At 58.8% G+C, this 22224-nt stretch carries 26 protein-coding genes; 21 read left to right on the plus strand and 5 right to left on the minus strand.

The genetic code is table 11. The features are described 5' to 3' along the window. Window positions 1-51: 51 nt before the first annotated feature. Window positions 52-795, plus strand: coding sequence for a sulfite exporter TauE/SafE family protein (locus tag TRL7639_RS18725; protein ID WP_085797408.1), 744 nt, complete (start codon window positions 52-54; stop codon window positions 793-795). 73 nt (window positions 796-868) lie between these two features. Here TRL7639_RS18725 and TRL7639_RS18730 read toward each other — a convergent pair whose 3' ends face one another. After that, on the minus strand, window positions 869-1183 hold the full coding sequence (locus TRL7639_RS18730) for a hypothetical protein (protein WP_085797409.1): 315 nt from the start codon (window positions 1181-1183) through the stop codon (window positions 869-871). Window positions 1184-1499: 316 nt separating this feature from the next. Between TRL7639_RS18730 and TRL7639_RS18735 the strand changes: the two genes are divergently transcribed. The 13 genes from TRL7639_RS18735 to TRL7639_RS18795 all read left to right on the plus strand — a co-directional run bounded on the left by TRL7639_RS18735 (window position 1500) and on the right by TRL7639_RS18795 (window position 10666). Then, the gene (locus TRL7639_RS18735; protein WP_085797410.1) at window positions 1500-2354 is read left to right on the plus strand and encodes an HpcH/HpaI aldolase/citrate lyase family protein; all 855 of its coding nucleotides are present in this window, start codon (window positions 1500-1502) and stop codon (window positions 2352-2354) included. A 30-nt stretch (window positions 2355-2384) separates the two neighbouring features. Then, window positions 2385-2939: an NnrU family protein gene (locus tag TRL7639_RS18740; protein ID WP_085797411.1), complete on the plus strand. Its 555-nt coding sequence runs from the start codon at window positions 2385-2387 to the stop codon at window positions 2937-2939. Between the two features lie 12 nt (window positions 2940-2951). Then, window positions 2952-3158, plus strand: coding sequence for a DUF1737 domain-containing protein (locus tag TRL7639_RS18745; RefSeq protein ID WP_085797412.1), 207 nt, complete (start codon window positions 2952-2954; stop codon window positions 3156-3158). After that, window positions 3158-4186, plus strand: a complete 1029-nt coding sequence (locus TRL7639_RS18750; RefSeq protein WP_085797615.1) for a MaoC family dehydratase — start codon at window positions 3158-3160, stop codon at window positions 4184-4186. The genes TRL7639_RS18745 and TRL7639_RS18750 overlap by 1 nt, the downstream gene beginning before the upstream one ends. Beyond that, on the plus strand, window positions 4183-4770 hold the full coding sequence (locus TRL7639_RS18755; protein ID WP_085797413.1) for a histidine phosphatase family protein: 588 nt from the start codon (window positions 4183-4185) through the stop codon (window positions 4768-4770). The genes TRL7639_RS18750 and TRL7639_RS18755 overlap by 4 nt, the downstream gene beginning before the upstream one ends. A gap of 24 nt (window positions 4771-4794) precedes the next feature. Next, complete coding sequence (locus tag TRL7639_RS18760; RefSeq protein WP_110647184.1) at window positions 4795-5397, plus strand: DUF4344 domain-containing metallopeptidase; 603 nt, start codon at window positions 4795-4797, stop codon at window positions 5395-5397. Continuing rightward, a complete protein-coding gene (locus TRL7639_RS23140) occupies window positions 5394-5564 on the plus strand; it encodes a DUF4344 domain-containing metallopeptidase (RefSeq protein ID WP_165759851.1) in 171 nt (56 codons plus the stop codon). Before TRL7639_RS18760 ends, TRL7639_RS23140 begins: the two co-directional genes overlap by 4 nt. Beyond that, window positions 5561-6076 (plus strand): GNAT family N-acetyltransferase, encoded by a 516-nt coding sequence (locus TRL7639_RS18765; RefSeq protein ID WP_085797414.1) that lies wholly within the window; start codon window positions 5561-5563, stop codon window positions 6074-6076. Before TRL7639_RS23140 ends, TRL7639_RS18765 begins: the two co-directional genes overlap by 4 nt. Window positions 6077-6122: 46 nt before the next feature. Continuing rightward, on the plus strand, window positions 6123-6788 hold the full coding sequence (locus TRL7639_RS18770) for a DUF1194 domain-containing protein (protein WP_085797415.1): 666 nt from the start codon (window positions 6123-6125) through the stop codon (window positions 6786-6788). A 481-nt stretch (window positions 6789-7269) separates the two neighbouring features. Further along, the gene (gene sdhC, locus TRL7639_RS18780; protein WP_085797417.1) at window positions 7270-7653 is read left to right on the plus strand and encodes a succinate dehydrogenase, cytochrome b556 subunit; all 384 of its coding nucleotides are present in this window, start codon (window positions 7270-7272) and stop codon (window positions 7651-7653) included. A 12-nt stretch (window positions 7654-7665) separates the two neighbouring features. Next, window positions 7666-8037, plus strand: coding sequence for a succinate dehydrogenase, hydrophobic membrane anchor protein (locus tag TRL7639_RS18785; protein ID WP_085797418.1), 372 nt, complete (start codon window positions 7666-7668; stop codon window positions 8035-8037). A gap of 24 nt (window positions 8038-8061) precedes the next feature. After that, entirely contained in the window at window positions 8062-9876 is a 1815-nt protein-coding gene (sdhA, locus tag TRL7639_RS18790; RefSeq protein WP_085797419.1) for a succinate dehydrogenase flavoprotein subunit, read from the plus strand. Between the two features lie 10 nt (window positions 9877-9886). Further along, window positions 9887-10666: a succinate dehydrogenase iron-sulfur subunit gene (locus TRL7639_RS18795; protein WP_085797420.1), complete on the plus strand. Its 780-nt coding sequence runs from the start codon at window positions 9887-9889 to the stop codon at window positions 10664-10666. A 64-nt stretch (window positions 10667-10730) separates the two neighbouring features. Here TRL7639_RS18795 and TRL7639_RS18800 read toward each other — a convergent pair whose 3' ends face one another. After that, window positions 10731-11543 (minus strand): DUF2189 domain-containing protein, encoded by an 813-nt coding sequence (locus tag TRL7639_RS18800; RefSeq protein WP_085797421.1) that lies wholly within the window; start codon window positions 11541-11543, stop codon window positions 10731-10733. 149 nt (window positions 11544-11692) lie between these two features. On the opposite strand from TRL7639_RS18800, the gene TRL7639_RS18805 reads away from it, so the two are divergent. Then, entirely contained in the window at window positions 11693-12406 is a 714-nt protein-coding gene (locus TRL7639_RS18805; RefSeq protein WP_085797422.1) for a ZIP family metal transporter, read from the plus strand. A 546-nt stretch (window positions 12407-12952) separates the two neighbouring features. Then, window positions 12953-13798, plus strand: a complete 846-nt coding sequence (locus TRL7639_RS18815) for an urea carboxylase-associated family protein (RefSeq protein ID WP_085797423.1) — start codon at window positions 12953-12955, stop codon at window positions 13796-13798. A gap of 519 nt (window positions 13799-14317) precedes the next feature. On the opposite strand, the gene deoD is transcribed toward TRL7639_RS18815, so the two are convergent. The 3 genes from deoD to TRL7639_RS18830 form a co-directional block, all read right to left on the minus strand. Beyond that, entirely contained in the window at window positions 14318-15031 is a 714-nt protein-coding gene (deoD, locus tag TRL7639_RS18820; RefSeq protein WP_085797424.1) for a purine-nucleoside phosphorylase, read from the minus strand. Window positions 15032-15047: 16 nt separating this feature from the next. Further along, complete coding sequence (locus tag TRL7639_RS18825; protein WP_085797425.1) at window positions 15048-15365, minus strand: H-NS histone family protein; 318 nt, start codon at window positions 15363-15365, stop codon at window positions 15048-15050. Window positions 15366-15472: 107 nt separating this feature from the next. Continuing rightward, entirely contained in the window at window positions 15473-17467 is a 1995-nt protein-coding gene (locus tag TRL7639_RS18830; protein ID WP_268875841.1) for an ethylmalonyl-CoA mutase, read from the minus strand. A 121-nt stretch (window positions 17468-17588) separates the two neighbouring features. On the opposite strand from TRL7639_RS18830, the gene TRL7639_RS18835 reads away from it, so the two are divergent. The 5 genes from TRL7639_RS18835 to TRL7639_RS18850 all read left to right on the plus strand — a co-directional run bounded on the left by TRL7639_RS18835 (window position 17589) and on the right by TRL7639_RS18850 (window position 22190). Beyond that, complete coding sequence (locus TRL7639_RS18835; protein WP_085797426.1) at window positions 17589-18980, plus strand: 1-acyl-sn-glycerol-3-phosphate acyltransferase; 1392 nt, start codon at window positions 17589-17591, stop codon at window positions 18978-18980. 109 nt (window positions 18981-19089) lie between these two features. Beyond that, window positions 19090-20376, plus strand: coding sequence for a crotonyl-CoA carboxylase/reductase (ccrA, locus tag TRL7639_RS18840; protein ID WP_085797427.1), 1287 nt, complete (start codon window positions 19090-19092; stop codon window positions 20374-20376). A gap of 213 nt (window positions 20377-20589) precedes the next feature. Then, window positions 20590-20808, plus strand: a complete 219-nt coding sequence (locus TRL7639_RS22840; protein ID WP_110647187.1) for a hypothetical protein — start codon at window positions 20590-20592, stop codon at window positions 20806-20808. Beyond that, window positions 20747-21466 carry a helix-turn-helix transcriptional regulator gene (locus tag TRL7639_RS18845; protein ID WP_085797428.1) on the plus strand — a complete coding sequence of 240 codons (720 nt, stop codon included), beginning with the start codon at window positions 20747-20749 and terminating at the stop codon, window positions 21464-21466. Before TRL7639_RS22840 ends, TRL7639_RS18845 begins: the two co-directional genes overlap by 62 nt. Window positions 21467-21551: 85 nt before the next feature. Further along, entirely contained in the window at window positions 21552-22190 is a 639-nt protein-coding gene (locus TRL7639_RS18850; protein ID WP_085797429.1) for an acyl-homoserine-lactone synthase, read from the plus strand. The last annotated feature ends 34 nt before the right edge of the window (window positions 22191-22224 follow it).

Here is a 22224-nt window from a genome sequence, read left to right on the forward strand (position 1 = left end):
GGTCCGAGTGCGCTAACGTTCAATGGAATAAGGGTGATCGGGGCTGCAGGGATGCTGGAATTCAATTTGTTGTTTTTCGCGGTGGCGATCCCGGCAACGGTGTTTGCGGGCATTTCCAAGGGTGGCTTTGGCTCAGGCGTGGCCTTTGCGTCCTCTTCGATTCTGGCGTTGATCCTGACGCCGACGCAGGCGCTGGCCCTGATGCTACCGCTTTTGATGCTGATCGACGTGGCCACTTTGCGTCCTTATTGGCGCAGGTGGAGCTGGCCGGATGCGCGCGTTTTGATCTTGGGTGGCGTGCCGGGGGTGGTGCTGGGGATCTGGCTGTTTCAGGTCACAAATGATGACGTGCTGCGGCTGCTCATCGGGGCCATCTCGCTCGCCTTTGTCGCCTGGCAGATGATGAAGCCCCCAAAGGCCTTACACCGCTTGCCCGCCTCTGCCGGAGTTCTGGCCGGGATCGTCGCAGGTTTCACCAGCTTCGTTAGCCACGCAGGGGGGCCCCCGGCGGCTGTCTACCTGTTGTCCCAACGTCTGACCAAGACCCAGTTTCAGGCCACCACGGTTCTGCTTTTCTGGATCATCAATATCGCCAAGTTCATCCCCTATGCTTGGCTTGGCCTGTTCACGATGCAAACCACGCTGGCCAACCTGATGCTGGCCCCTTTCGCACTGTTGGGCGCGTGGCTGGGCGTCAAAGCGCATCATATGGTCTCAGAACGCCTGTTTTTTGGCGTCACATATGTGCTGCTCTCGGCCACAGGCGGCAAACTCATCTGGGACGCATTGAATTGATACAAAAAGGCCGCTTGCTCTCTGAGGGAAAGAGAGAGCAAGCGGCCCTTGGCCTGATACCACTCGATCGGTATCAGGCGTCGTTCCCTTTGGCGGGCAGGGCCTCGGCCAGGGTTTCGAACGATTGTCCCGATGCGACCAGACAGGTCAGCCCATTGGGCATGGTGACCGTGATCGTCCAGCTGCCGGTCTCTTGCGAGGCGAACACCTCGACCACCGATCCTTGGGCGGCCAAACCGATGCTCTGACGTGTTTCGCCATATTTCTCGGTCAGGCGCTCCAATACGGCAGGGCGCGGCGCACAGTTCTGGCCTTGTGCGTTCACGGTTTGGGCGGCCAGTACCATCACACCCAGCCCCATCGTGAGTTTGAACATTTGCTTCATCATGACATTTCCCCTTTGCTGCGAAGTCGACCTTCTCCCGTCGGTGCCGCGGCAAAGCGGCCTTGATTTGACGAGTGTCGGAGGGGGCGCTCTTGTCGTCAGGTGATCTGATCTTGTGGCGTTTCGTCTCCGATCTGATGCAGGAAATCCTGCGACAACTGTGCTGCAAACAGGTTAACGGACCGTTCGCACCGGGTGTTTCCGTGGTATACACACGCATACGCTGCGTGATTATGCTGCATCGCGGCGATTCCCTCTTGAACTTTCCGGCTAAAAATGCCCCTTTCCACGCAACATTATTTCGCATGAGGTTTCCCCCATGGACGCACGCCAACGCCCTTACCGCTCGGTCCTTTACATTCCCGGCTCGAAAGAGCGCGCTTTGGAAAAGGCCAAAACCCTGCCTGTGGACGCGATCATCTTTGACCTCGAAGATGCCGTGTCGGTCGATGAAAAAGAAAATGCGCGCGAGACGCTCAAGGCGGCCTTGGCCGCAGGCGGCTATGGAGATCGCGTCAAAATCGTGCGCATCAACGGGTTCGACACACCCTGGGGTCGCGATGATGCTGCCGCCGTGGCCGACATGGACGCCGATGTGGTGCTGCTGCCCAAGGTCGGCTCGACCGATGATCTGGACGCGCTGGCCGCAGTCACCGGCGATCTGCCGATCTGGGCGATGATGGAAACCCCGCGCGGCATGCTGAACGCGCCCTCGATTGCGGCCCACCCGCAGATGCAGGGCTTTGTCATGGGCACCAACGATCTGGCGAAAGAGCTGCAAACCCGATTCCGTCCCGACCGCCTGCCGCTGCAGACCTCTCTGGGTCTGTGCCTGCTCGCGGCCAAGGCCGAAGGGCTGATCATCGTTGATGGCGTTTACAACGCCTTCAAGGACGACGAAGGCCTGCGGACAGAGTGCGAACAGGGCCGCGACATGGGTTTTGACGGCAAAACCCTGATCCACCCGGCACAGGTCGACGTGACAAACGAAGCCTTCGCGCCCTCGGACGCAGAAATCGACCTGGCCCGCCGCCAGATCACCGCATTTGAAGAAACCGAAGCCGCAGGCCAGGGCGTCGCCGTGGTCGACGGCAAGATCGTGGAAAACCTTCACGTTGCCACCGCCCGCGAAATTCTGGCAAAAGCAGAAGCAATCGCAGCCCTGGCATCCTGACAGAGCGCGAGCTAGCCGGGAGAGCAAGCAATGGGTTTTGGATTGTTGATTTTGGGTGTGGCCCTTTGGTGGGCACCACATCTGTTCAAGCGGGTCATGCCCGAACAGCGCGCCGCAATGGGCAATGCCGGACGTGGAATGGTGGCCCTCGCGCTGGTCGTCTCGATCGTGCTGATGGTGATTGGTTATCGCGCCACCGACTTCATCTATGTCTGGGCACCGCCCAGCTTCATGGTGCACATCAACAACCTGCTCGTGCTGATCGCGATCTGGATGATGAGCCCCGCTGGCCAAAAGGGTCTGCTGCTCAACAAAGTCCGGCACCCGATGCTGGCGGGCTTCAAGGCCTGGGCGCTGGCGCACTTGCTGGTCAACGGTGATCTGGCCTCGATCATCCTCTTCGGTGGTTTGCTCGCATGGGCCGTGGTCGAGGTGATCGTGATCAACAAATCCGAACCCGACTGGACGCCGGGCGAACCTGGCACGCTGGCCAAGGACGCTATGTTCTTTGTCGCATCCATCGTGCTGCTGGCCATCATCGGCTACATCCACGGGCTGGTTGGCCCATCCCCATTCCCCGGCTAAGGAGCTGACACCATGGCCAAACTCTATCGCCTCCTGACCGAGGAAGACACATCCGCCTTCTGCCACAAGGTCAGCGAGGCGCTTGCAAAGGGGTGGGAGCTGTATGGCGATCCCACCTATGCATTTGACCAGGCAAACAACGTCATGCGCTGCGGTCAGGCCGTTACCAAAGAGGTCGACGCCGACTATGCGCCCGACATGAAACTAGGACAGCAATGATGGCAAAAACCAACCCCGGCCGCTTTTTCGAAGACTATTCTGTCGGTCAAATCCTGACCCACGCCGTGCCACGCACCGTCTCGGGCGGCGAACGCGCGCTGTATCACGCGCTCTACCCGGCGCGCCACGCGCTCTATTCGTCTGATGCCTTTGCCTCGGCCAGTGGTCTGCCCGCCAGCCCTATCGACGATCTGGCTGCGTTCCACGTCGTCTTTGGCAAGACCGTCCCCGATGTATCGTTGAACGCGGTTGCCAACCTTGGTTATGCCGAAGGCCGCTGGCTGCTGCCGGTTTATCCTGGCGATACGCTGCGTTCGGAATCTGAGGTGATCGGCCTCAAGCAGAACTCCAACGGCAAGACCGGCGTTGTCTATGTCCGCACCCGTGGGTTGAACCAGCGCGATGAGGTCGTGATGGAATACGTCCGTTGGGTGATGGTGCGCAAAAACAACCTCGATGCGCCCGCGCCGGAAACGGTTGTGCCGGACCTGACCAAGGTCGTCCCGGCAGAGCAACTGGTCATCCCCGATGGTCTGGATTTCTCCAACTACAACTTCGATCTGGCCGGTGAACCTCACCGCTGGGGTGACTACGAGATTGGCGAAACCATCGATCACGTCGACGGCGTCACCATCGAAGAGGCCGAGCACATGATCGCCACGCGCCTGTGGCAGAACACGGCCAAGGTGCATTTCGACCTGACCTTCCGTCCCGACGGGCGGCTGATTTACGGCGGGCATGTCATTTCGATGGCGCGTGCCCTGTCGTTCAACGGTCTGGCCAACGCGCAGATGATCGTGGGCCTTAACGGTGGCGCGCATGCCAACCCCTGTTTCGCGGGCACCACCGTCAAAGCCTGGACCGAAGTGCTGGACAAGGCCGACACGCCCGCACCGGGTGTGGGCGCCATCCGCCTGCGTCTGGTCGCGACCAAAGGCGGTGAGCCGTTTGAACTCAAGGATGAAAACGGCAAGTACAAGCCGGACGTCCTGCTGGACCTCGACTATTGGGCACTGATGCCGCAATGACCCACGCTGGCCGGATCGCGATCTACCTCACCCACGCGGAGGTCGTGATCGATCCCGCCATCCCCGTGCCGGACTGGGGCTTGTCCCCGGTAGGCGCGGAACGGACTGCGACGCTTGCGGCTAGACTGCCGCAATCCCCGATACAGGTCATCTCCAGCGCCGAACGCAAGGCGTTAGAGACCGCATGGCCCTTGGCTGCACGCTTTGGCACGCCCGTCACTGTTCGCCCTGGCATGCACGAAAACGACCGCTCGGCCACCGGCTTCTTGCCAGGACCGGAGTTCGAAACCGCAGCAGATGCCTTCTTTGCGACCCCGCACCAATCCATCCGCGGCTGGGAGCGAGCCATCGACGCCCAATCCCGCATCGCGGACGAGGTGCGGCGTGCGGTGAACAGCCATCTCGATGACCACATCCTGTTTTGCGGTCACGGCGGTGTCGGCACGCTGCTTTATTGCGATCTTGCGGGCAAACCCATCGACCGGACATGGGACCAGACCGGCGGCGGGCACTGGTTCGCCTTTGATCCCGACAGTTGGACTGCGCTCAGCCAATGGGCGCCCATGGAAACCCTGTCATTCTAATTTCGCTGTGATAGCGTCCGCCCCATGACACGCTTCAAGTCCTATGTCCTGGCCACTGGCCTGCTGGCTGGGTTGACCGCACCCGCCACCGCCGAATTCTCATTCGACGCGGATGAGGCCACGCAAGCCTATGTCGAGGCCAATCTTTTGGGGATCTTCTATCACGAGCTTGGTCACGCCCTGATCGACATGCTCGACCTGCCGATCTTTGGTCAGGAAGAGGATGCGGCCGACGTCTTGTCCGTCTTTCTGATCGATGCGCTCTATGAAGAAGAAAGTGCCGTGGATCTGGCATATGGCACTGCCTTCGGTTTTCTGGGAGAGGTCGAACAGCGCGAAGCTGAAAACGAATTGCCCGCCTATTGGGACGTCCACGGCCCCGACCTGCAGCGCTATTTCAATCTTGTCTGCATCTTTTTTGGCGCCAACCCCGATGAGCGCGCCGACGTGGCCGACGATCTGGGCCTGCCCGCCGACCGCGCCGAGTATTGCCCTGACGAATACGATCAAGCGGACCACAGCTGGGGGGTGGCGTTGGAAGAGATCCTGACAGATCATCCTGCCCAGAGCATCCGTCTGGGCAGTTCGAGATCGACACCGACGGAGGCGACTTCACCGCCCAGGTGATCGAAGCCGAGGTCGAAGCGCTCAATCAGGACTTTCGGCTGCCCGCAGAACTGACCGTCTCAATCCTGCCATGTGGCGAACCCAACGCCTTTTACGATCCCCAAGTCCGAGAAATCACCATGTGCACCGAATTTGCCGACAACCTGACCGCCTGGGCCCCCGAATGAGCTTGCGACCGGCGCGGGCCGAGGACGCCTCCAGCCTTGCGGCCATCGCCATCGAGGTCTGGGTCGGCACCTATCTGCGTGACGGTGTGTCCGGGTTCTTTGCCGATTACGTGTTCGAGCATCTGACGCCCGACGCCTTTGGCGCCCTGATCGCGGACCCAAAGGACCATATCGTGGTCTCGGAACGCGGGCAGGGAATCGACGGGTTTATCCGCATCAGCGAGGACAAACCCGCCGAAGTCCGGGGGTGTTCGGACGTCGAGATTGCCACGCTCTATCTGCAACCCCGCCACCACGGGCAGGGGATCGGCCAGGCCCTGTTGCAATGTGGGCTCGAGATTTGCACCGACCTGGGCGCAACCAACCCCTGGTTGATGGTGAACGCCGAGAACACAGGTGCCCGCGCCTTTTATGCCCGGCAGGGGTTCGATGAGATCGGCCACACGTTCTTTCGTATTCAGGACGGTGCTTATCGCAACGAAATCCTGGCCTATCGTCCTGACAAAAAATGATGTGTTCGTGACGTGACTTTGCGGCTGCCTCTCGTAAGGTGGTCTCATGTGGCGCACCGCGATCTCTGCCTTGGCCTTTGCGGCCATGACCCTGCCAACCCATGCCTGTGACCTGGCCTTGGCGCTGGCCGTGGATGTGTCCGGTTCAGTCGACAGTCGCGAATACGGCATCCAGATGAACGGGTTGGCCCACGCCCTGCGCGACCCGATCATTTCCGAGGCGCTGGTGCGCGGTGACAGCCGTTTGATGCTGGTGCAATGGACCGGGGCATCGCGTCAGCAGGTGACCATCCCCTGGACCCGCATCGACAGTTTCGACGCCATTGATGCTTTTGCCGTGGCGGTCGAACAGGACATCCGGGTCTGGCGCAATTTTTCCACCGCGATTGGCGAGGCGTTACAGGCGACGATGGACACCTTTGCTCAGGTGCCGGACTGCAAACGCCACCTGATCGACCTGTCGGGCGATGGGTTTTCCAATGAAGGTCTCGAGCCCACCACTGTCCACCCTGAGTTGCGCGCAGCGGGAATCACGGTGAACGCTATCGCAATCGAGGAAAGCGAACCGGATCTGACGGCGTATTTCTTTGAAAACGTCATTGTAGGTGAAGGCGCCTTTGTGGTCTCGGCCGCCGGGTTTCTGGATTACCCCGAGCGGATCCGAAAGAAGCTCTTGCGCGAAGTGACCCAACAGACAGCCGTGTTGGATTGAAGTCAGGTTGGAGCAGGGGCCCCTCCCGCCCGTCGTTGATGTTTCTGACGAAACACCTCCTCCCGTTGGGCCGGGCCTCGCTGCGCTCGGCGGTTGGGGGGCACAACAGGTGCCCCAAGTGGGCACGCGCCGCGCTCCGCGCGGCGCTCGGCCCAAAGCCGCTAGCGGTGCTGGCGAAGCCAGGAACGCTCGGGTGCGGGAGGGGCCCCTTTGTTGCGCGCTTGTGTTGGGCGCTTGGATTTCAAGCCAATCAACAGTTCCAATCCGCATTTCAGGATTCGTGATCACATCCATATGCCTGCGATATCGTTAACATTCATGTAACTTCGGGGGTTTTGTGATCACGCACTGGTTTGGCGTGATCACAATTTCGCATTTCTGCGCTGCCGCGCCAAAAAACCGCGCCTTTTTACGACCCTTCTACGTGACAGACCGGCAAAAAAGGGTAAAACCAAGCGCAGCCAACCGGAAAGGAGCCACCATGGCCGATGTCAATCGGGGCAACCGCCCGCTCTCGCCACATATTATGATCTACCGCCCACAGATGACCTCCATATCATCGATCATGGTGCGGATGTCCGGCCTTGCTCTTTTGGTGCTCGCCCCCCTCGTGGTCTGGTGGCTGCTGGCCTTGGCAACGTCCGAAAGCGCCTTTGCTGTCATCGACGGCCTGCTGCGCAGCTGGTTCGGTAAGTTGGTCCTGACCGGCGCAATCTGGGCGCTGTGGTACCACACCCTGGGCCGCCTGCGTCACGTGATCTGGGATTTCGGCTATTGCCTGGACGTCAACACATCCGAAAACATGGGCCGCGCCATGTTCATTGGTGCCACGGTTCTGACCGTGATCACCATCCTGGTCGTATAAGGAGGACATGGCATGCGTTACCTGACAGACCGCAAACGTGCAGTTGGACTGGGGGCCGGTGGCTCGGGCACCCAAGGCCACTGGCAGATGATGGTGCGTTCGATGATCATGGTCGTCATCACACCGCTGTTCCTGATCACCTTTGGCATGGGCCTGGGCGGCACCTATGAAGAGGCGCTGGCATACTACAGCCAGCCGATCCCCGCGATCATCATCGCGCTTTCGCTGATCGTCGGCCTGACCCAGCTGATGCACGAGGCGAACGAGGCGATCGAAGATTACATCCACGGCGTCAAAGAAAAGCTCACCCTGGTTGCCACCAAGGCGTTTGCCTACACGCTCATCGTTGCGGGGCTGTTTGCCCTTGTGAAGCTGGCCCTCTGAGACGCGCGGTAAGGAACAAGAACAATGACAGCAGCATATGAATATGAAACCCACGATTACGACGTCGTCGTCGTAGGCGCAGGTGGTGCAGGTCTGCGTGCAACCCTTGGCATGGCCGAACAGGGCCTGCGCACCGCATGCGTGACCAAAGTGTTCCCGACCCGCTCGCACACGGTTGCGGCACAGGGCGGTATCGCCGCCTCGCTGTCCAACATGGGCCCCGACCACTGGCAGTGGCACATGTACGACACCGTCAAAGGCTCGGACTGGCTGGGCGACACCGACGCGATGGAATATCTGGCGCGTGAAGCTCCCAAGGCGGTTTATGAACTGGAACACTACGGCGTGCCGTTCTCGCGCACCGAAGAGGGCAAGATTTATCAGCGCCCGTTTGGTGGCCACACCACCGAATTCGGCGAAGGCCCCGCCGTGCAGCGCACCTGTGCCGCCGCCGACCGGACCGGCCATGCGATCCTGCACACGCTCTATGGTCAGTCGCTGAAAAACAACGCCGAGTTCTATATCGAATACTTCGCCATCGACCTGCTGATGAGCGATGACGGCCAATGTCAGGGTGTCGTCTGCTGGAAGTTGGATGACGGCACCATGCATGTCTTCAACGCCAAGATGGTCGTTCTGGCCACTGGCGGCTATGGCCGTGCTTATTTCTCGGCCACCTCGGCCCACACTTGCACCGGCGACGGCGGTGGCATGGTGATGCGCGCAGGCCTGCCGATGCAGGATCTGGAATTCGTGCAGTTCCACCCCACCGGCATCTATGGCTCGGGCTGCCTGATCACCGAGGGCGCACGGGGTGAGGGCGGTTACCTGACCAACTCCGAAGGTGAGCGGTTCATGGAGCGTTACGCGCCCCAGTACAAGGACCTGGCACCGCGCGACTATGTCAGCCGTTCCATGACCATGGAAATCCGCGAAGGTCGCGGTGTGGGCGGCGAGGGCGATCACATCCACCTGAACCTGTCTCACCTGCCGGCCGAGGCTCTCGCCGAACGCCTGCCGGGTATTTCGGAAAGCGCCAAGATTTTTGCAGGTGTTGACGTGACCAAGGAGCCGATCCCGGTTCTGCCGACGGTTCACTACAACATGGGCGGCATCCCGACCAACTATTGGGGTGAGGTTCTGAACCCCACCGCCGAAGACCCAACCGCGATTGTCCCTGGTCTGATGGCCGTGGGTGAAGCTGGCTGTGCCTCGGTGCACGGTGCCAACCGCCTGGGTTCGAACTCGCTCATTGACCTTGTGGTCTTTGGCCGTGCCTCGGCCATTAAAGCCGGCGAAGTGGTCGACCCGAACACTGCTGTGCCTCAGGCTTCGGCTGACAAGGTCGAAAAGGTCTTCGAACGCTTCGACAGCCTGCGCTACACCAAAGGCGCGATCCCGACGGCAGAGCTGCGTCTGGAGATGCAGAAAACCATGCAGCGCGACGCGGCTGTGTTCCGCACCGCCAAGACCATGGCCGAAGGTGTTGAGGCCATGACCGAAATCGCTGGCAAGATGGGCGATGTTCAGGTCACCGACCAATCGCTGGTCTGGAACTCGGATCTGATGGAAACGCTGGAACTGACCAACCTGATGCCATCGGCGCTTGCCACAATCGTCAGCGCCGAGGCCCGCAAAGAAAGCCGCGGCGCTCACGCTCACGAAGATCACACCGAGCGTGACGATGAAAACTGGCGCGTCCACACCGTCAGCCGCATCGACGAGACCGGCACCAAATGCGATCTCAGCTATCGCCCGGTGATCACCGATCCGCTGTCGACCGAAGCCGAAGGCGGCATCAGCCTGAAGAAAATCGCGCCCAAGGCGCGGACATTCTAAGGAGAGAGAAATGGTACAACTGACCCTCCCCAAGAATTCGCGCATCACCACGGGCAAGACCTGGCCGAAACCCGAAGGGGCGACCAACATCCGCAAGTTCCAGATCTACCGCTGGAACCCCGATGATGGTCAGAACCCGCGCGTGGATACCTATTTCCTGGACATGGACCAATGCGGCCCGATGGTTCTGGACGCGCTGATCAAGATCAAGAACGAGATCGACCCGACGCTGACCTTCCGCCGGTCCTGCCGCGAAGGCATCTGCGGATCCTGCGCCATGAATATCGACGGCATCAACACGCTGGCCTGCATCTACGGCATGGACGAGATCAAAGGCGACGTGAAGATTTACCCGCTGCCGCACATGCCGGTGGTCAAGGACCTGATCCCCGACCTGACGCATTTCTATGCGCAACACGCCTCGATCATGCCGTGGTTGGAAACCAAGACCAACCGCCCGGCGAAAGAGTGGAAGCAGTCGATCGACGACCGCAAGAAACTCGATGGTCTCTATGAATGCGTGATGTGCGCATCCTGCTCGACATCCTGCCCGTCCTACTGGTGGAACGGCGATCGCTACCTTGGCCCGGCCGCGCTGCTGCACGCGTATCGCTGGATCATCGACAGCCGGGACGAGGCTACGGGCGAGCGTCTGGACGAGTTGGAGGACCCCTTCAAGCTCTATCGTTGCCACACCATCATGAACTGCGCCAAAACCTGTCCCAAGGGTCTGAACCCGGCCAAGGCCATCGCCGAGATCAAGAAGATGATGGTCGACCGCGCCGTCTAAGGCCGCAGTTGAGTGAATTTAACAGGGCCGACCCATTGGGTCGGCCCTTTTCGTTTAGGTCTGATCAACTGTCTTCTGGTTCGACAGCCCGTTGATAGAGATGCCATGTAGTGTGACCCAGGATCGGCAGGGTGAAGATCAGGCCCAGAAACGCGGGCACCAGCGACACCAACATCGTGACCGAAATGATCGCCGCCCATCCCAGCATGACGACAGGGTTGTCCTTGACGACGCGAATGGACGTCAACATGGCCGTGATGAAGTCGACGTCCCGGTCGAGCAGCATGGGCATGGCAACAACCGTCAGAGTGAACAAGGCCGCCGACAGCAGCGCCCCGGCGCAGGTGCCAACCGCAAGAAAAGCCCAGCCTTCGGGCGTGAAAAACACGGTGTTCAGGAAGCCATCAAACCCGGAAAACGATGCATCTCTCAGGATGACCGCCAGCCACAGTCGAATCTGATAGATCCAGATCCAGAACATGAACAGAGTGACAAAGGCCATCCACCCCATCTCGCGTTTTCTCTGATTGGCCACGACCGTAAGGATGTCTGCCCAACCGAAATCCTCACCCTTTTGTTGCTTTCGGGACATTTCATACAGTCCGGCGGCGGCAAAGGGCGCGACCAGCGGAAAGCCTGCGATGGCAGGAATGATCACCCAGGTTTGATCTAGCCAGACCAGACACCAAACAAACAGAAGGCCAATTGCTGCGTAAAACACGCCGAAACAACCGCTCAGGATCGGGCGTGCCAGAAAGTCCGAAAACCCGGACTTGAGCGCGGCTCTGATATCATCCGCCGTCACCGTGTTGACCTTGGGTATCGGTTGCGGCGTCAGGTCACCCGGAGGCGTGTCCCCCGCAGTCTTGGGATTCATGACATACTCCTCTCAAAGAAAATGCTAGCGCATCAGTCTGGATGCGGACAGCCCCATAGGCGAAGACTGCGCCGTGCAGGCGACGGCACCGGACAAGCACGCCGATCTGCGTTCTTGGCAAATCGGGAAATTCCGATTTAGATCGGCGCATGAGCAATCTGACCTATGCCTTGCTTCTGGCCACTTTCGCCGGTCTTGCCATGCCCCTGGGCGGGTTGCTGGCGCGCTATGAACATGTGCGGGATAAACGGATCCAATCCCGTCTCATACATTCTGTTACGGCCTTTGGTGGTGGCGCGCTGTTGTCAGCGGTGGCACTGGTGCTGGTGCCGCGCGGAGCCGAGGCACTACCGGTGACCGTTGCCATTCCGCTGCTACTGGCGGGCGGCTTTGGGTTCTACGTTGTCGACAAACTGCTGGCCCGCGCGGGTGGCAGCGGGGCACTGCTGCTCGCGATGCTGCTGGATTTCCTACCCGAAGCCATGGCCCTTGGGGCGCTGCTGACAACCGAGGCGGCCACGGCCAAGCTGCTCGCGGCGATGATCTTTCTGCAGAACCTGCCTGAGGGATTTTCGGCCTTTCGAGAGATCTGGTCCCGGGGTCAGGCGCCGGGCTGGCAAATCTTGTTGATTTTCATCGGTCTCGCCGCCCTTGGACCGCTGTGCGCCGCTGTGGGGTTCCATTTTCTGTCAACGGACCCGGAAACCCTGGGCGCGATCATGATCTTCGCCGCTGGAGGCATCCTGTATCTGCTGTTTCAGGACATCGCGCCCGAGGCGCATGTGGATGGAGATTGGTCGCCCGCCCTGGGCGCGGTCTGCGGCTTCGCCCTGGGATTGGCCGGTGATATGATCATCGGGTGAGCGCTAGTGTTTTCTGCATGCCCTGATGGCAGTTTTGGCGAACGCAGAGCCATTCCGCGTGGGTCCCCATGCCATGGACATGAGAAGAGCAGCCTGATCTGATTCAAAACGCCAGCGCGGTTTGAGAGCAGGGTTGAGGGGTTAAGGAAAGGCTCCCGCCTGTCGTCGATTTTTCTAGGCAGAAAAACCTCCTCCCGTTGGGCCCGGCGCCGCGCGGGCGCGCGGCGCGCCACCGCCTGCCGCGTCGGTTGCTGGGGTGTTTCGGTTGGATGCGGGATGGGTTATGCCACTGACATGCCGGTTCTGCTTCTTCTGCTCGCTCTTATGGTGCTTGCCTACTTTGCGTGGCGTGCGAAGACGTCAAGCCTGACACGCAATTGCCGCTGGCGTCAGAGCCGGACCGAGGGAATTTGGCGCTGCGCCTCTTGCGGAGCCATGGTGCAAGGCGAAGAGCCGCCTCGCTTTTGTGGCGCAAACCGCTCCGGCTGACCTCTTGCATCTGCCGGGCCTCTTGTGTCCATGTGTAAGGCAAGAGGAGACGACAACATGACAAACGCCCCCACAGACGCCGCCGCTCGCCGCGCCATCGCCCCGGTGATCTGCTATCCGAACGAAACGCTGCCCAAGCCGCCGCTGGATCTTTATCGCGCAGCCCGAGAGACAGCGATCAAAACCGACGAGGTGCTGGTGCCCGCCCGCGATGCGCGGTGCTTTACCGCGCCCGCGGGTCATTTTGTTCGTATCTCCTCGGTCGAAGGGCCGCAGGTGGGCGACCTGAACCTGCACAGCCTGAGTGACGTGACCGAGCGGTTCTATTCCGGTAAAACCCGTGCGCTGCACGGCACCCATATCACCACCGGGGAACGGATGTGGAGCAGCTTTCCACATATGCGCCCCATGGCGACAATCACCGAGGATACACTGAGTTGGTATGGAATTGATGAATTCGGCGGTTCGGTTCACGACGTGATCGGCACCCGCTGTGACCCTTATACGGGTAACCTGCTGGCCGACACGCAGTATCATCACTGCTGTCATTCGAACTTGACCCGGTCGTTGGCCGATCATCTGGGCGTGTCTCTGCACGAGGCCGAGACGCTGGTGCATGATGTGCTCAACGTTTTCATGTGTACGGGATTTACCCGCGACACGGGACAGTACTTCATGAAAGCCTCACCCGTCCGTCCGGGCGACTATCTTGAGTTTTTTGCCGAGATCGACTTGCTGGGCAATCTCAGCGCCTGCCCCGGCGGGGATTGCTCGTCCGAGCATTCCTCGGATACGGCCGCCTGCCACCCGCTTTTGGTCGAGATCTTTGCCCCGGAAGATGGCACACTGGACGCGTGGTGCAGCCCTGCTGCCAATCAATATGATGGCAGTCACGGACGTTGAGGACGGATCAGCACAGACAGAGGAGAAAGAGGGAGGTGCTCCCGCGCCCGCGCTGATTTCGGCTGCGCCGAAATCTCTGGCGGCCTTGGGCCGGGCGCCGCGCTTCGCGCGGCGCGGTTGCGTTCTGTGGCAGATGTACCGCTGCAACAAATCCAGGAAAAGACCTGGATACTGCATTGCAGGAAAGTTGCACCTGGACGCCAAGCGCCGTGCGAAGCGCGGCGCCGGGCCCAACAGGAGGAGGTTACTCTGCCAAGAAAATCGACGACGGGCGGGAGTGCTTCGAGCTGTCAAAGCGCCACGCATTCAACGAAAGACCATCCCATGCACATCAAAGCGCGCCACAGTTTCGTGCCATTTTCCCAGCAAAATCCAATGCCAGAATGTTAATGCCCCGGGCGAAGAAGTAACTTTCGCCCGGGGCATTGACGTTTGATCACAAGTGTATCCACCCGTGCACGGGTAGTGCACGCTTGGTGTACGCATGTCACACGCGGGGTATCGGGTGAAATCCGAGGGTTAAGGCACCTCGGAAAACGCGGCTTCGAGCGCGATCTCGACCATCTCGCCGAAGCTGCGCTCGCGCTGGTCGCTGGGCAGCGCCTCTCCCGTCAGCAGGTGATCGGACACCGTCAGAACCGCCAAGGCCCGGCAGCCGTGACGGGCCGCCAGATTGTAAAGCTCGGCCGCTTCCATCTCGACGCCAAGAATGCCGTGACGCACCATCTGTTCGTTGAGATCGGGCCGTTCATCATAGAACACATCCGAGGAATAGATGCCCCCGACATGTGTCGTTGTTCCCTTGGCTTGCGCGGCGTCAGCGGCCGCCTTCAGCAAGGACCAATCCGCACAAGGCGCAAAGTTCACCTCTTTGAAAATACCCCGCGATGGTGTGCTGAGCGTTGTGGCTGTCATCGCCAGAATGACATCCCTGACCGCAACTTTGTCCTGCATCCCGCCGCAAGACCCAATGCGGATCAGGGTTCTGGCGCCATAGTCCCGGATCAACTCGTTGACGTAGATCGACAGGGACGGCATGCCCATGCCGCTGCCCTGAATGGTGACCCGCTGGCCGTTCCAAGTTCCGGTATACCCCAACATCCCGCGAACTTCGTTGACCAGCTTTACATCCGACAGAAACGTTTCCGCCGCCCATTTTGCGCGATAAGGGTCGCCGGGCAAAAGAACTGTTTCTGCAATTTCTCCGGATTTGGCGCCAATGTGGATTGTCATTGATGAAAGCCTATTTTCAGATTTCCAGGTCCGAGATATCGGCGCCCGATGTCAAAGCATCGTGAATCCATTGCGGTTTGCGTCCGCGGCCTGACCAGGTTTGTTCCGGATTTGCCGGGTTGCGATATTTCGCAGCTGCTTTTCCTGACTTGCCGCCCTTTTTCGCATCTGGCGACAATTCAGCCAACGAAAAACCAAATTCGGCGGCCGCCTTTTCAGCAGCTTCCAAAGCTTCACGGCGTTCCCGCTGTTCTGCGTCTTTCAGTGCTGTTTCCACGTTGGACTGCAGATCCAGCAGTTCCTTGCGCGACATAGCGCTTAGGTTGATTCCCATTTTGTGACTCCCATTGCAATTCAAGCACCAAAAAGGTGGCGCCCAATACGCCACTTTAGTGTTTTTTTCAGGGAGTTCCAGAGATTGTTTCAATCTCAGATCGATATTTATTCGGCTGCAATATCCCTTGGATCTGCAAGCGACACAATATCGGTCATTATCGTGTTTAGCTCGAAATCCTTGGGTGTATAGACTTTCGATACTCCCATTGATTTCAGCTTTTCCGCGTCTTCATCTGGAATAATTCCGCCAACAATAAGTGGAACGTTCTGCAAGCCGACGGCTTTCATTCTGATTAGAACATCTTCGACCAACGGCAAATGGCTGCCGGACAGGATCGACAGGCCGATCACATGTGCTTCGTCATCGATTGCTGCGGTGACGATCTCCTCAGGGGTCAGGCGAATGCCCTCGTACGAGATGTCCATGCCGCAGTCACGTGCGCGGAATGCGATCTGCTCAGCGCCGTTGGAGTGACCGTCAAGGCCCGGCTTGCCGACCAGAAATTTCAACCGGCGCCCAAGTTGATCGCTGACCGCATCCACACGTGTGCGGATGTCATCCAGACCTTCGGTTTTGTTCGATACCGAGCCGGATACGCCGGTCGGGCCACGATAGGTGCCGTATGCTTTGCGCATTTCCTCGGCCCATTCACCGGTGGTTACACCGGCTTTGGCTGCAGCAATCGAGGGCTCCATGACATTGGCCCCGGTGCGGGCTGCTTCACGCAGCGCGGCCAAAGCGGCTGTAACCGCCGCGTCATCACGTTGGCTGCGCCATTCGTTCAGACGACCGATCTGTTCTTGTTCGACCGCCGGATCAACGACCATGATACCGCCGTCTTCGGTCTGCAGGGGCGAGGGCTCGCCCTGGGTCCATTTGTTTACACCGACGACCACAGTTTCATTGCGCTCGATGCGGTTCAAACGCTCGGCGTTGGAATCCACCAGACGCGACTTCATGTATTCGATCGAGGCCACGGCCCCACCCATCGAGTCCAGGTTAGCCAGTTCGGCCCGTGCCCCGTCTTTCAATTCCTCGACCTTGGCGTCGACCGCTGGGTTGCCATCGAACAGATCGTCGAATTCCAACAAGTCGGTCTCATAAGCCAGAATCTGCTGCATCCGCATCGACCACTGCTGATCCCACGGGCGCGGCAGGCCAAGCGCTTCGTTCCATGCAGGCAGCTGAACCGCACGCGCACGGGCCTTTTTCGACAGGGTCACGGCCAGCATTTCGATCAGGATGCGGTAGACATTGTTTTCCGGCTGCTGTTCCGTCAAACCAAGCGAGTTCACTTGGACGCCATAACGGAAGCGGCGCGATTTAGGATCGGTCACACCATAGCGTTCGACCAGGATTTCGTCCCACAGGTCCACAAAGGCGCGCATCTTGCACATCTCGGTCACAAACCGGATGCCTGCATTCACAAAGAACGAGATACGTCCACAGAGCGCCGGGAAATCTTCGGCCGGAACGCGCGGGCGCAGCTCGTCCAGAACGGCGATTGCCGTGGCAAGGGCAAAGGCCAATTCCTGCTCGGGCGTGGCGCCCGCTTCTTGCAGGTGATAGGAACACACGTTCATCGGGTTCCATTTGGGCACGTTGGTGTAGCAATATTCCGCCACATCAGCGATCATCTTGAGCGAAGGTTTGGGCGGGCAGACATAGGTACCGCGGCTCAGGTATTCCTTGATCAGGTCGTTTTGAACGGTGCCTTGCAGTTTCGAGATGTCAGCACCCTGCTCCTCGGCTACGGCAATGTACAACGACAGCAACCAGGGTGCCGTGGCGTTGATCGTCATCGACGTGTTCATCTGTTCCAGAGGGATCTGGTCAAACAGTGTACGCATGTCACCCAGATGAGAAACCGGTACGCCCACTTTGCCAACTTCGCCCCGTGCCAAAACGTGGTCACTGTCATATCCCGTTTGTGTCGGTAGATCGAAGGCGACGGACAGACCGGTTTGGCCTTTGGCCAAGTTGCTGCGGTACAGCGCATTCGAAGCTTTTGCCGTGGAGTGACCGGCATACGTACGGATGAGCCAGGGGCGATCTTTCTGCGTCTGCGTCATAGTGGGCCTCGCGAGTCGGGTGGGCAATAATATTTCGTCGATGAGTTCTAAATCGTAATTTTCAGCACATGTCAATTCGCTGCGTTGCGGCGAGGTGTTGTTACGCGAATGGATTGTGACACGGGCCAATTAGTGGCAGGTTGCGCAAATGACGCAGACTGTAGAACTCCCGCTTTGGCTTTTTGTCCTGATCGTGTTGTTCGCTGCGGTCACCTTTGCTTCGCATTTTCTGTTCCCATCCGTGCGGTGGTTTTTCCGTCATCGCCTGGAGCGTGCTGTTGCTCGGTTGAACAAGCGTCTGGAGCGCCCGATTCAGCCGTTCAAATTGGCCCGACGTCACGACATGATCCAACGCCTGATCTATGACCCGCAGGTGGGGCAGGCGGTGCGCGACCATGCAGTTGCCGAAGGCATCCCTGAGGCGGTGGCCTTTGAACAGGCGCGTCGCTATGCGCGCGAGATTGTGCCATCCTTTTCCGCGTTCACATATTTCAGCTTTGCGATCCGACTGGCTCGGTTTCTGAGCAACGCATTCTACAATGTGCGATTGGACTATCAGAACGAGGCTGCTGTCAGGGGCATCGACCCAAGCGCCACGGTCGTCTTTGTGATGAACCACCGCAGTAATATGGACTACGTGCTGATCACATATCTTGCGGCGCAGCGATCTGCCTTGTCCTATGCGGTGGGAGAGTGGGCGCGGGTCTGGCCACTCAGTCGCTTGATCCGGGCTATGGGCGCTTATTTCATACGCCGCAAGTCGGGCAGCGATTTGTACCGCCAGGTTCTGGCCTGTTACGTGCGCCACGCGACTGAGGCCGGCGTGACCCAGGCCATGTTCCCCGAAGGAGGGTTGAGTTTGAATGGGACGCTTGGGCGTCCAAAGTTGGGGTTACTGAAGTACATTATTGACGGGAGCGACCCGGAAAAGCGCGACGTCGTATTTGTTCCAGTGGCTTTGAATTATGACCGTGTGCTCGAAGATACGATCCTGACCACGGCCGCAAACCGATCCGAGCGGCGTTTCCGCGCCCGGATCGGCGTCATAATGGGGTGGGTGCTGAAACAAATCTGGCGTCGGATCACTGGTCGCTACAAGCGATTTGGCTACGCCGCAGTTAGATACGGCGAGCCGCTGTCTCTGCGGGCCTTTCACAACACGACTGAAGACGATTTAACGGTTCCCTTGGCACGAGAGTTGATGTCTAGGATTGGCGGGGCAGTGCCCATTTTGCCGGTTCCCTTTGTATCTTGGCATATCAATGGTGCCGGACCGATGACCCGTATGGAACTGGAACAAGCGTTGATAGAATGGAACCCGGCACGTTCTTCGCCCGTGGTTAAGTCACTGATCGAAGAAGGTTTGACGCAACTCACAGACCGAAGAATTCTGATCGAGCAAGGTGACGCATATGCCGTTGGCCCGGAGCGGCCTGACTTGCTGCGTTATTATGCGGCTTCTGTCGATCATCTACTAAAGCCCAAAATGCCCGATGATGATGCAGGTGCGGAAATTGATGCTGCGACTGCGGGGTCATAAAATTTCAAAAATGCCCTAAATGGTGTTGCAATGTTGCGTGGCCGTTTGTATCCAGTCTCCAAGCCCGCGATTCTGCGTTGCGGCGAGATTTAAGAAAAAGGAGGCCGATATGGCTTTGGACACTAACGGCGGCGTCGCGTCGTACGAGGCGCCTGAAAAAGACCTCTACGAAGTGGGTGAAATCCCCCCCATGGGCTATGTGCCCAAGAAGATGTACGCGTGGGCAATCCGTCAGGAGCGTGAAGGCGAGCCAAACAAGGCGATGCAGGTCGAAGTTGTCGACGTGCCCGAGCTTGACAGCCATGAGGTGCTGGTCCTGGTTATGGCCGCTGGCGTGAACTACAACGGTGTCTGGGCCTCGCTGGGTGTTCCGATCAGCATGTTCAACGTCCACAAGCAACCCTACCACATTGCCGGCTCTGATGCTGCGGGCATCGTCTGGGCAGTGGGTTCGAAAGTGACCCGCTGGAAAGTTGGTGATGAGGTTGTCATCCACTGCAACCAGGACGACGGCGACGACGAGCACTGCAACGGCGGCGACCCGATGTATTCCAACAGCCAGCGTATCTGGGGCTATGAAACCCCCAATGGTTCGTTCGCTCAGTTCACCAACGTTCAGGCTCAGCAGTTGATGCCGCGTCCCAAGCACCTGACTTGGGAAGAGGCTGCCTGCTACACCCTGACGCTCGCAACTGCCTATCGCATGTTGTTCGGCCACGAGCCGCACGATCTGAAGCCAGGCCAGAACGTTCTGGTTTGGGGCGCGTCGGGTGGTCTGGGTTCCTATGCGATCCAGCTGATCAACACCGCCGGTGCCAATGCGATCGGCGTGATCTCGGACGAAAGCAAGCGTGACTTTGTGATGGGTCTGGGTGCCAAGGGTGTTCTGAACCGCAAGGACTTCAATTGCTGGGGTCAGCTGCCCACAGTGAACACGCCGGAATATGCCGAATGGTTCAAAGAGGCTCGCAAGTTCGGCGCGGCCATCTGGGAAATCACCGGCAAGGGCAACAACGTCGACATGGTATTCGAACACCCCGGCGAAAGCACCTTCCCGGTCTCGACCTTCGTCGTGAAGAAGGGCGGTATGGTTGTGATCTGCGCGGGTACTACCGGCTACAACCTGACCTTGGACGTGCGTTACATGTGGATGCACCAGAAACGTTTGCAGGGCTCGCACTTTGCCCACCTCAAGCAAGCATCCTCGGCAAACCAGCTGATGGTCGAGCGTCGTCTGGATCCGTGCATGTCCGAAGTGTTCACCTGGGACGATCTGCCCGAAGCGCACATGAAAATGCGTCGCAACGAGCACCTGCCAGGCAATATGTCTGTGCTGGTTCAGGCCCCCAAAACCGGTCTGCGCACTTTGGAAGAGGTTCTGGAAGCAGGCAATTAACCTTACCTGCAGAATCAAGCTGACAAACTGGCCCGCGAATCACCACTGTGGTTCGTGGGCTTCTTTGTGTAGGATGGCTACTTTTGACGTATCAGTGGGTTAAGAATTGTGACCTCGCTGTTTATGGGGAGTAGAAAGAAGTGAATTTCCTAACGCAAATCGCACATGCTATAGTTGTGTTAACCTTTCGTTAACTGTTTCGGAGAGACTCTGATGGCGCACAATGACTGGATTTTGGACGTTCTGGCGGATCTCAAGACTTTCGCTTCCGCGAACGGGTTGGGGAAATTGGCTGAGCAGCTGGATGACACCACGCTGGTTGCCGCCGCCGAAATCGCGTCCCAGAAAGAAGAGGCACGCGCGCAGGCGAATGGGGAACACGGCCAATTTGGATCAAGTGTTGGAGGCGTTGGACGCTACCAACGGGCTTGAGGAATTACAGGCGATATCCGAGGCATTGAGGGATGCCTTGGATATCCGCCACATCGTCTATCACTGGGTGGATAGCGCAGGGGATCAATATGGGTGTGGCACCTATCCAGACACTTGGGTGCAGCGCTATGTCGAGCAGAACTATCATCGCATCGACCCCGTTATTTTAGGCTGTTTCCAACGGTTTCATCCGGTCGACTGGAAGCGGATGGACTGGTCTGGCAAGGCGGCCAAGATGATGTTGGCGGACGCCTTGGAACACGGGGTGGGAAACCAAGGGTATTCGATTCCGATCCGGGGGCCAAACGGGCAGTTCGCACTGTTCACGGCAAACCACAATTGCCGTGATGATGAATGGGCGGCGTTCACCGAAGCCTATGGTAGGGATCTTTTGTTGATTGCGCACTACTTCAACCGCAAGGCCTTGGACTTTGAAACGGACCGGAAACCTGAACAAGCGCGGGCGCTTTCCCCACGCGAGGTGGACGCCATGACCTTACTTGCGATGGGGTATAACAGGGCTCAGGTGGCGCACAGCTTGTCCATCTCGGAACACACTCTGCGCGTTTACATCGAAAGCGCACGGTTCAAGCTCGGAGCGCTCAATACAACCCATGCGATAGCGACTGCCATGAGTCGAGGGTTAATCGTGGTTTAAGCCCTCGTTCGTCTTCCTGACCAGATATTAACCATTGCTCTGTACTCCCTTTGTTCCAGCGACGGACGAAAAAGGGGACCAGCAGATGTTGCGCTATATTTATGCAGACGAATTGAATCGTTTTCCCGAACTTGCCAATTCCATGTTCCGGGATCGGGCAGACCAATTTAAGACCCGCCTGGGCTGGGAAGTTTCTGTTGACGAGAACGGCGAAGAGCGGGACCAATACGATGATCTCAACCCTCTCTATGTCATTTGGGAAGAGGCGGATGGCCGTCATGGTGGATCCATGCGTTTCTTGCCGACCACCGGGCCGGTGATGGTGAACGAAGTGTTTGGTCATCTCACTGGTGGGGCTCCGATTTGCAGCCCTCTGATTTGGGAATGCACTCGGTTCTGTCTGGCGCGTGATGCTAGCCCGAATGTGGCGGCCGCGTTGATGTTAGGAGGCGGAGAGATCATGACCGGATTTGGTATTCGCCATTTTGCCGGCGTGTTCGATGCTCGGATGGTTCGGATTTACAAAGCGATTGGTTCTTCTCCCGAAGTTCTGGGTTCGGAGGGGACAGGGCGCGATCGAATTTCGGTAGGCTTGTGGGAATTCACGCCTGAAGCCCGTGAACGGGTGGCCAAGCGCGCAGGTATCCCACCCGAACTGTCGCGTCTGTGGTTCAGCTCTGCGTTTGGCACGGTCAAGACCACCCGTTTCGCCAAGGCTGGATAAAATTCGACAAACAGCGCCTTGGGCATCTGGTGGT

Origin of the sequence: Falsiruegeria litorea R37 (genome assembly GCF_900172225.1) — a bacterium.
Taxonomy (GTDB): domain Bacteria; phylum Pseudomonadota; class Alphaproteobacteria; order Rhodobacterales; family Rhodobacteraceae; genus Falsiruegeria; species Falsiruegeria litorea.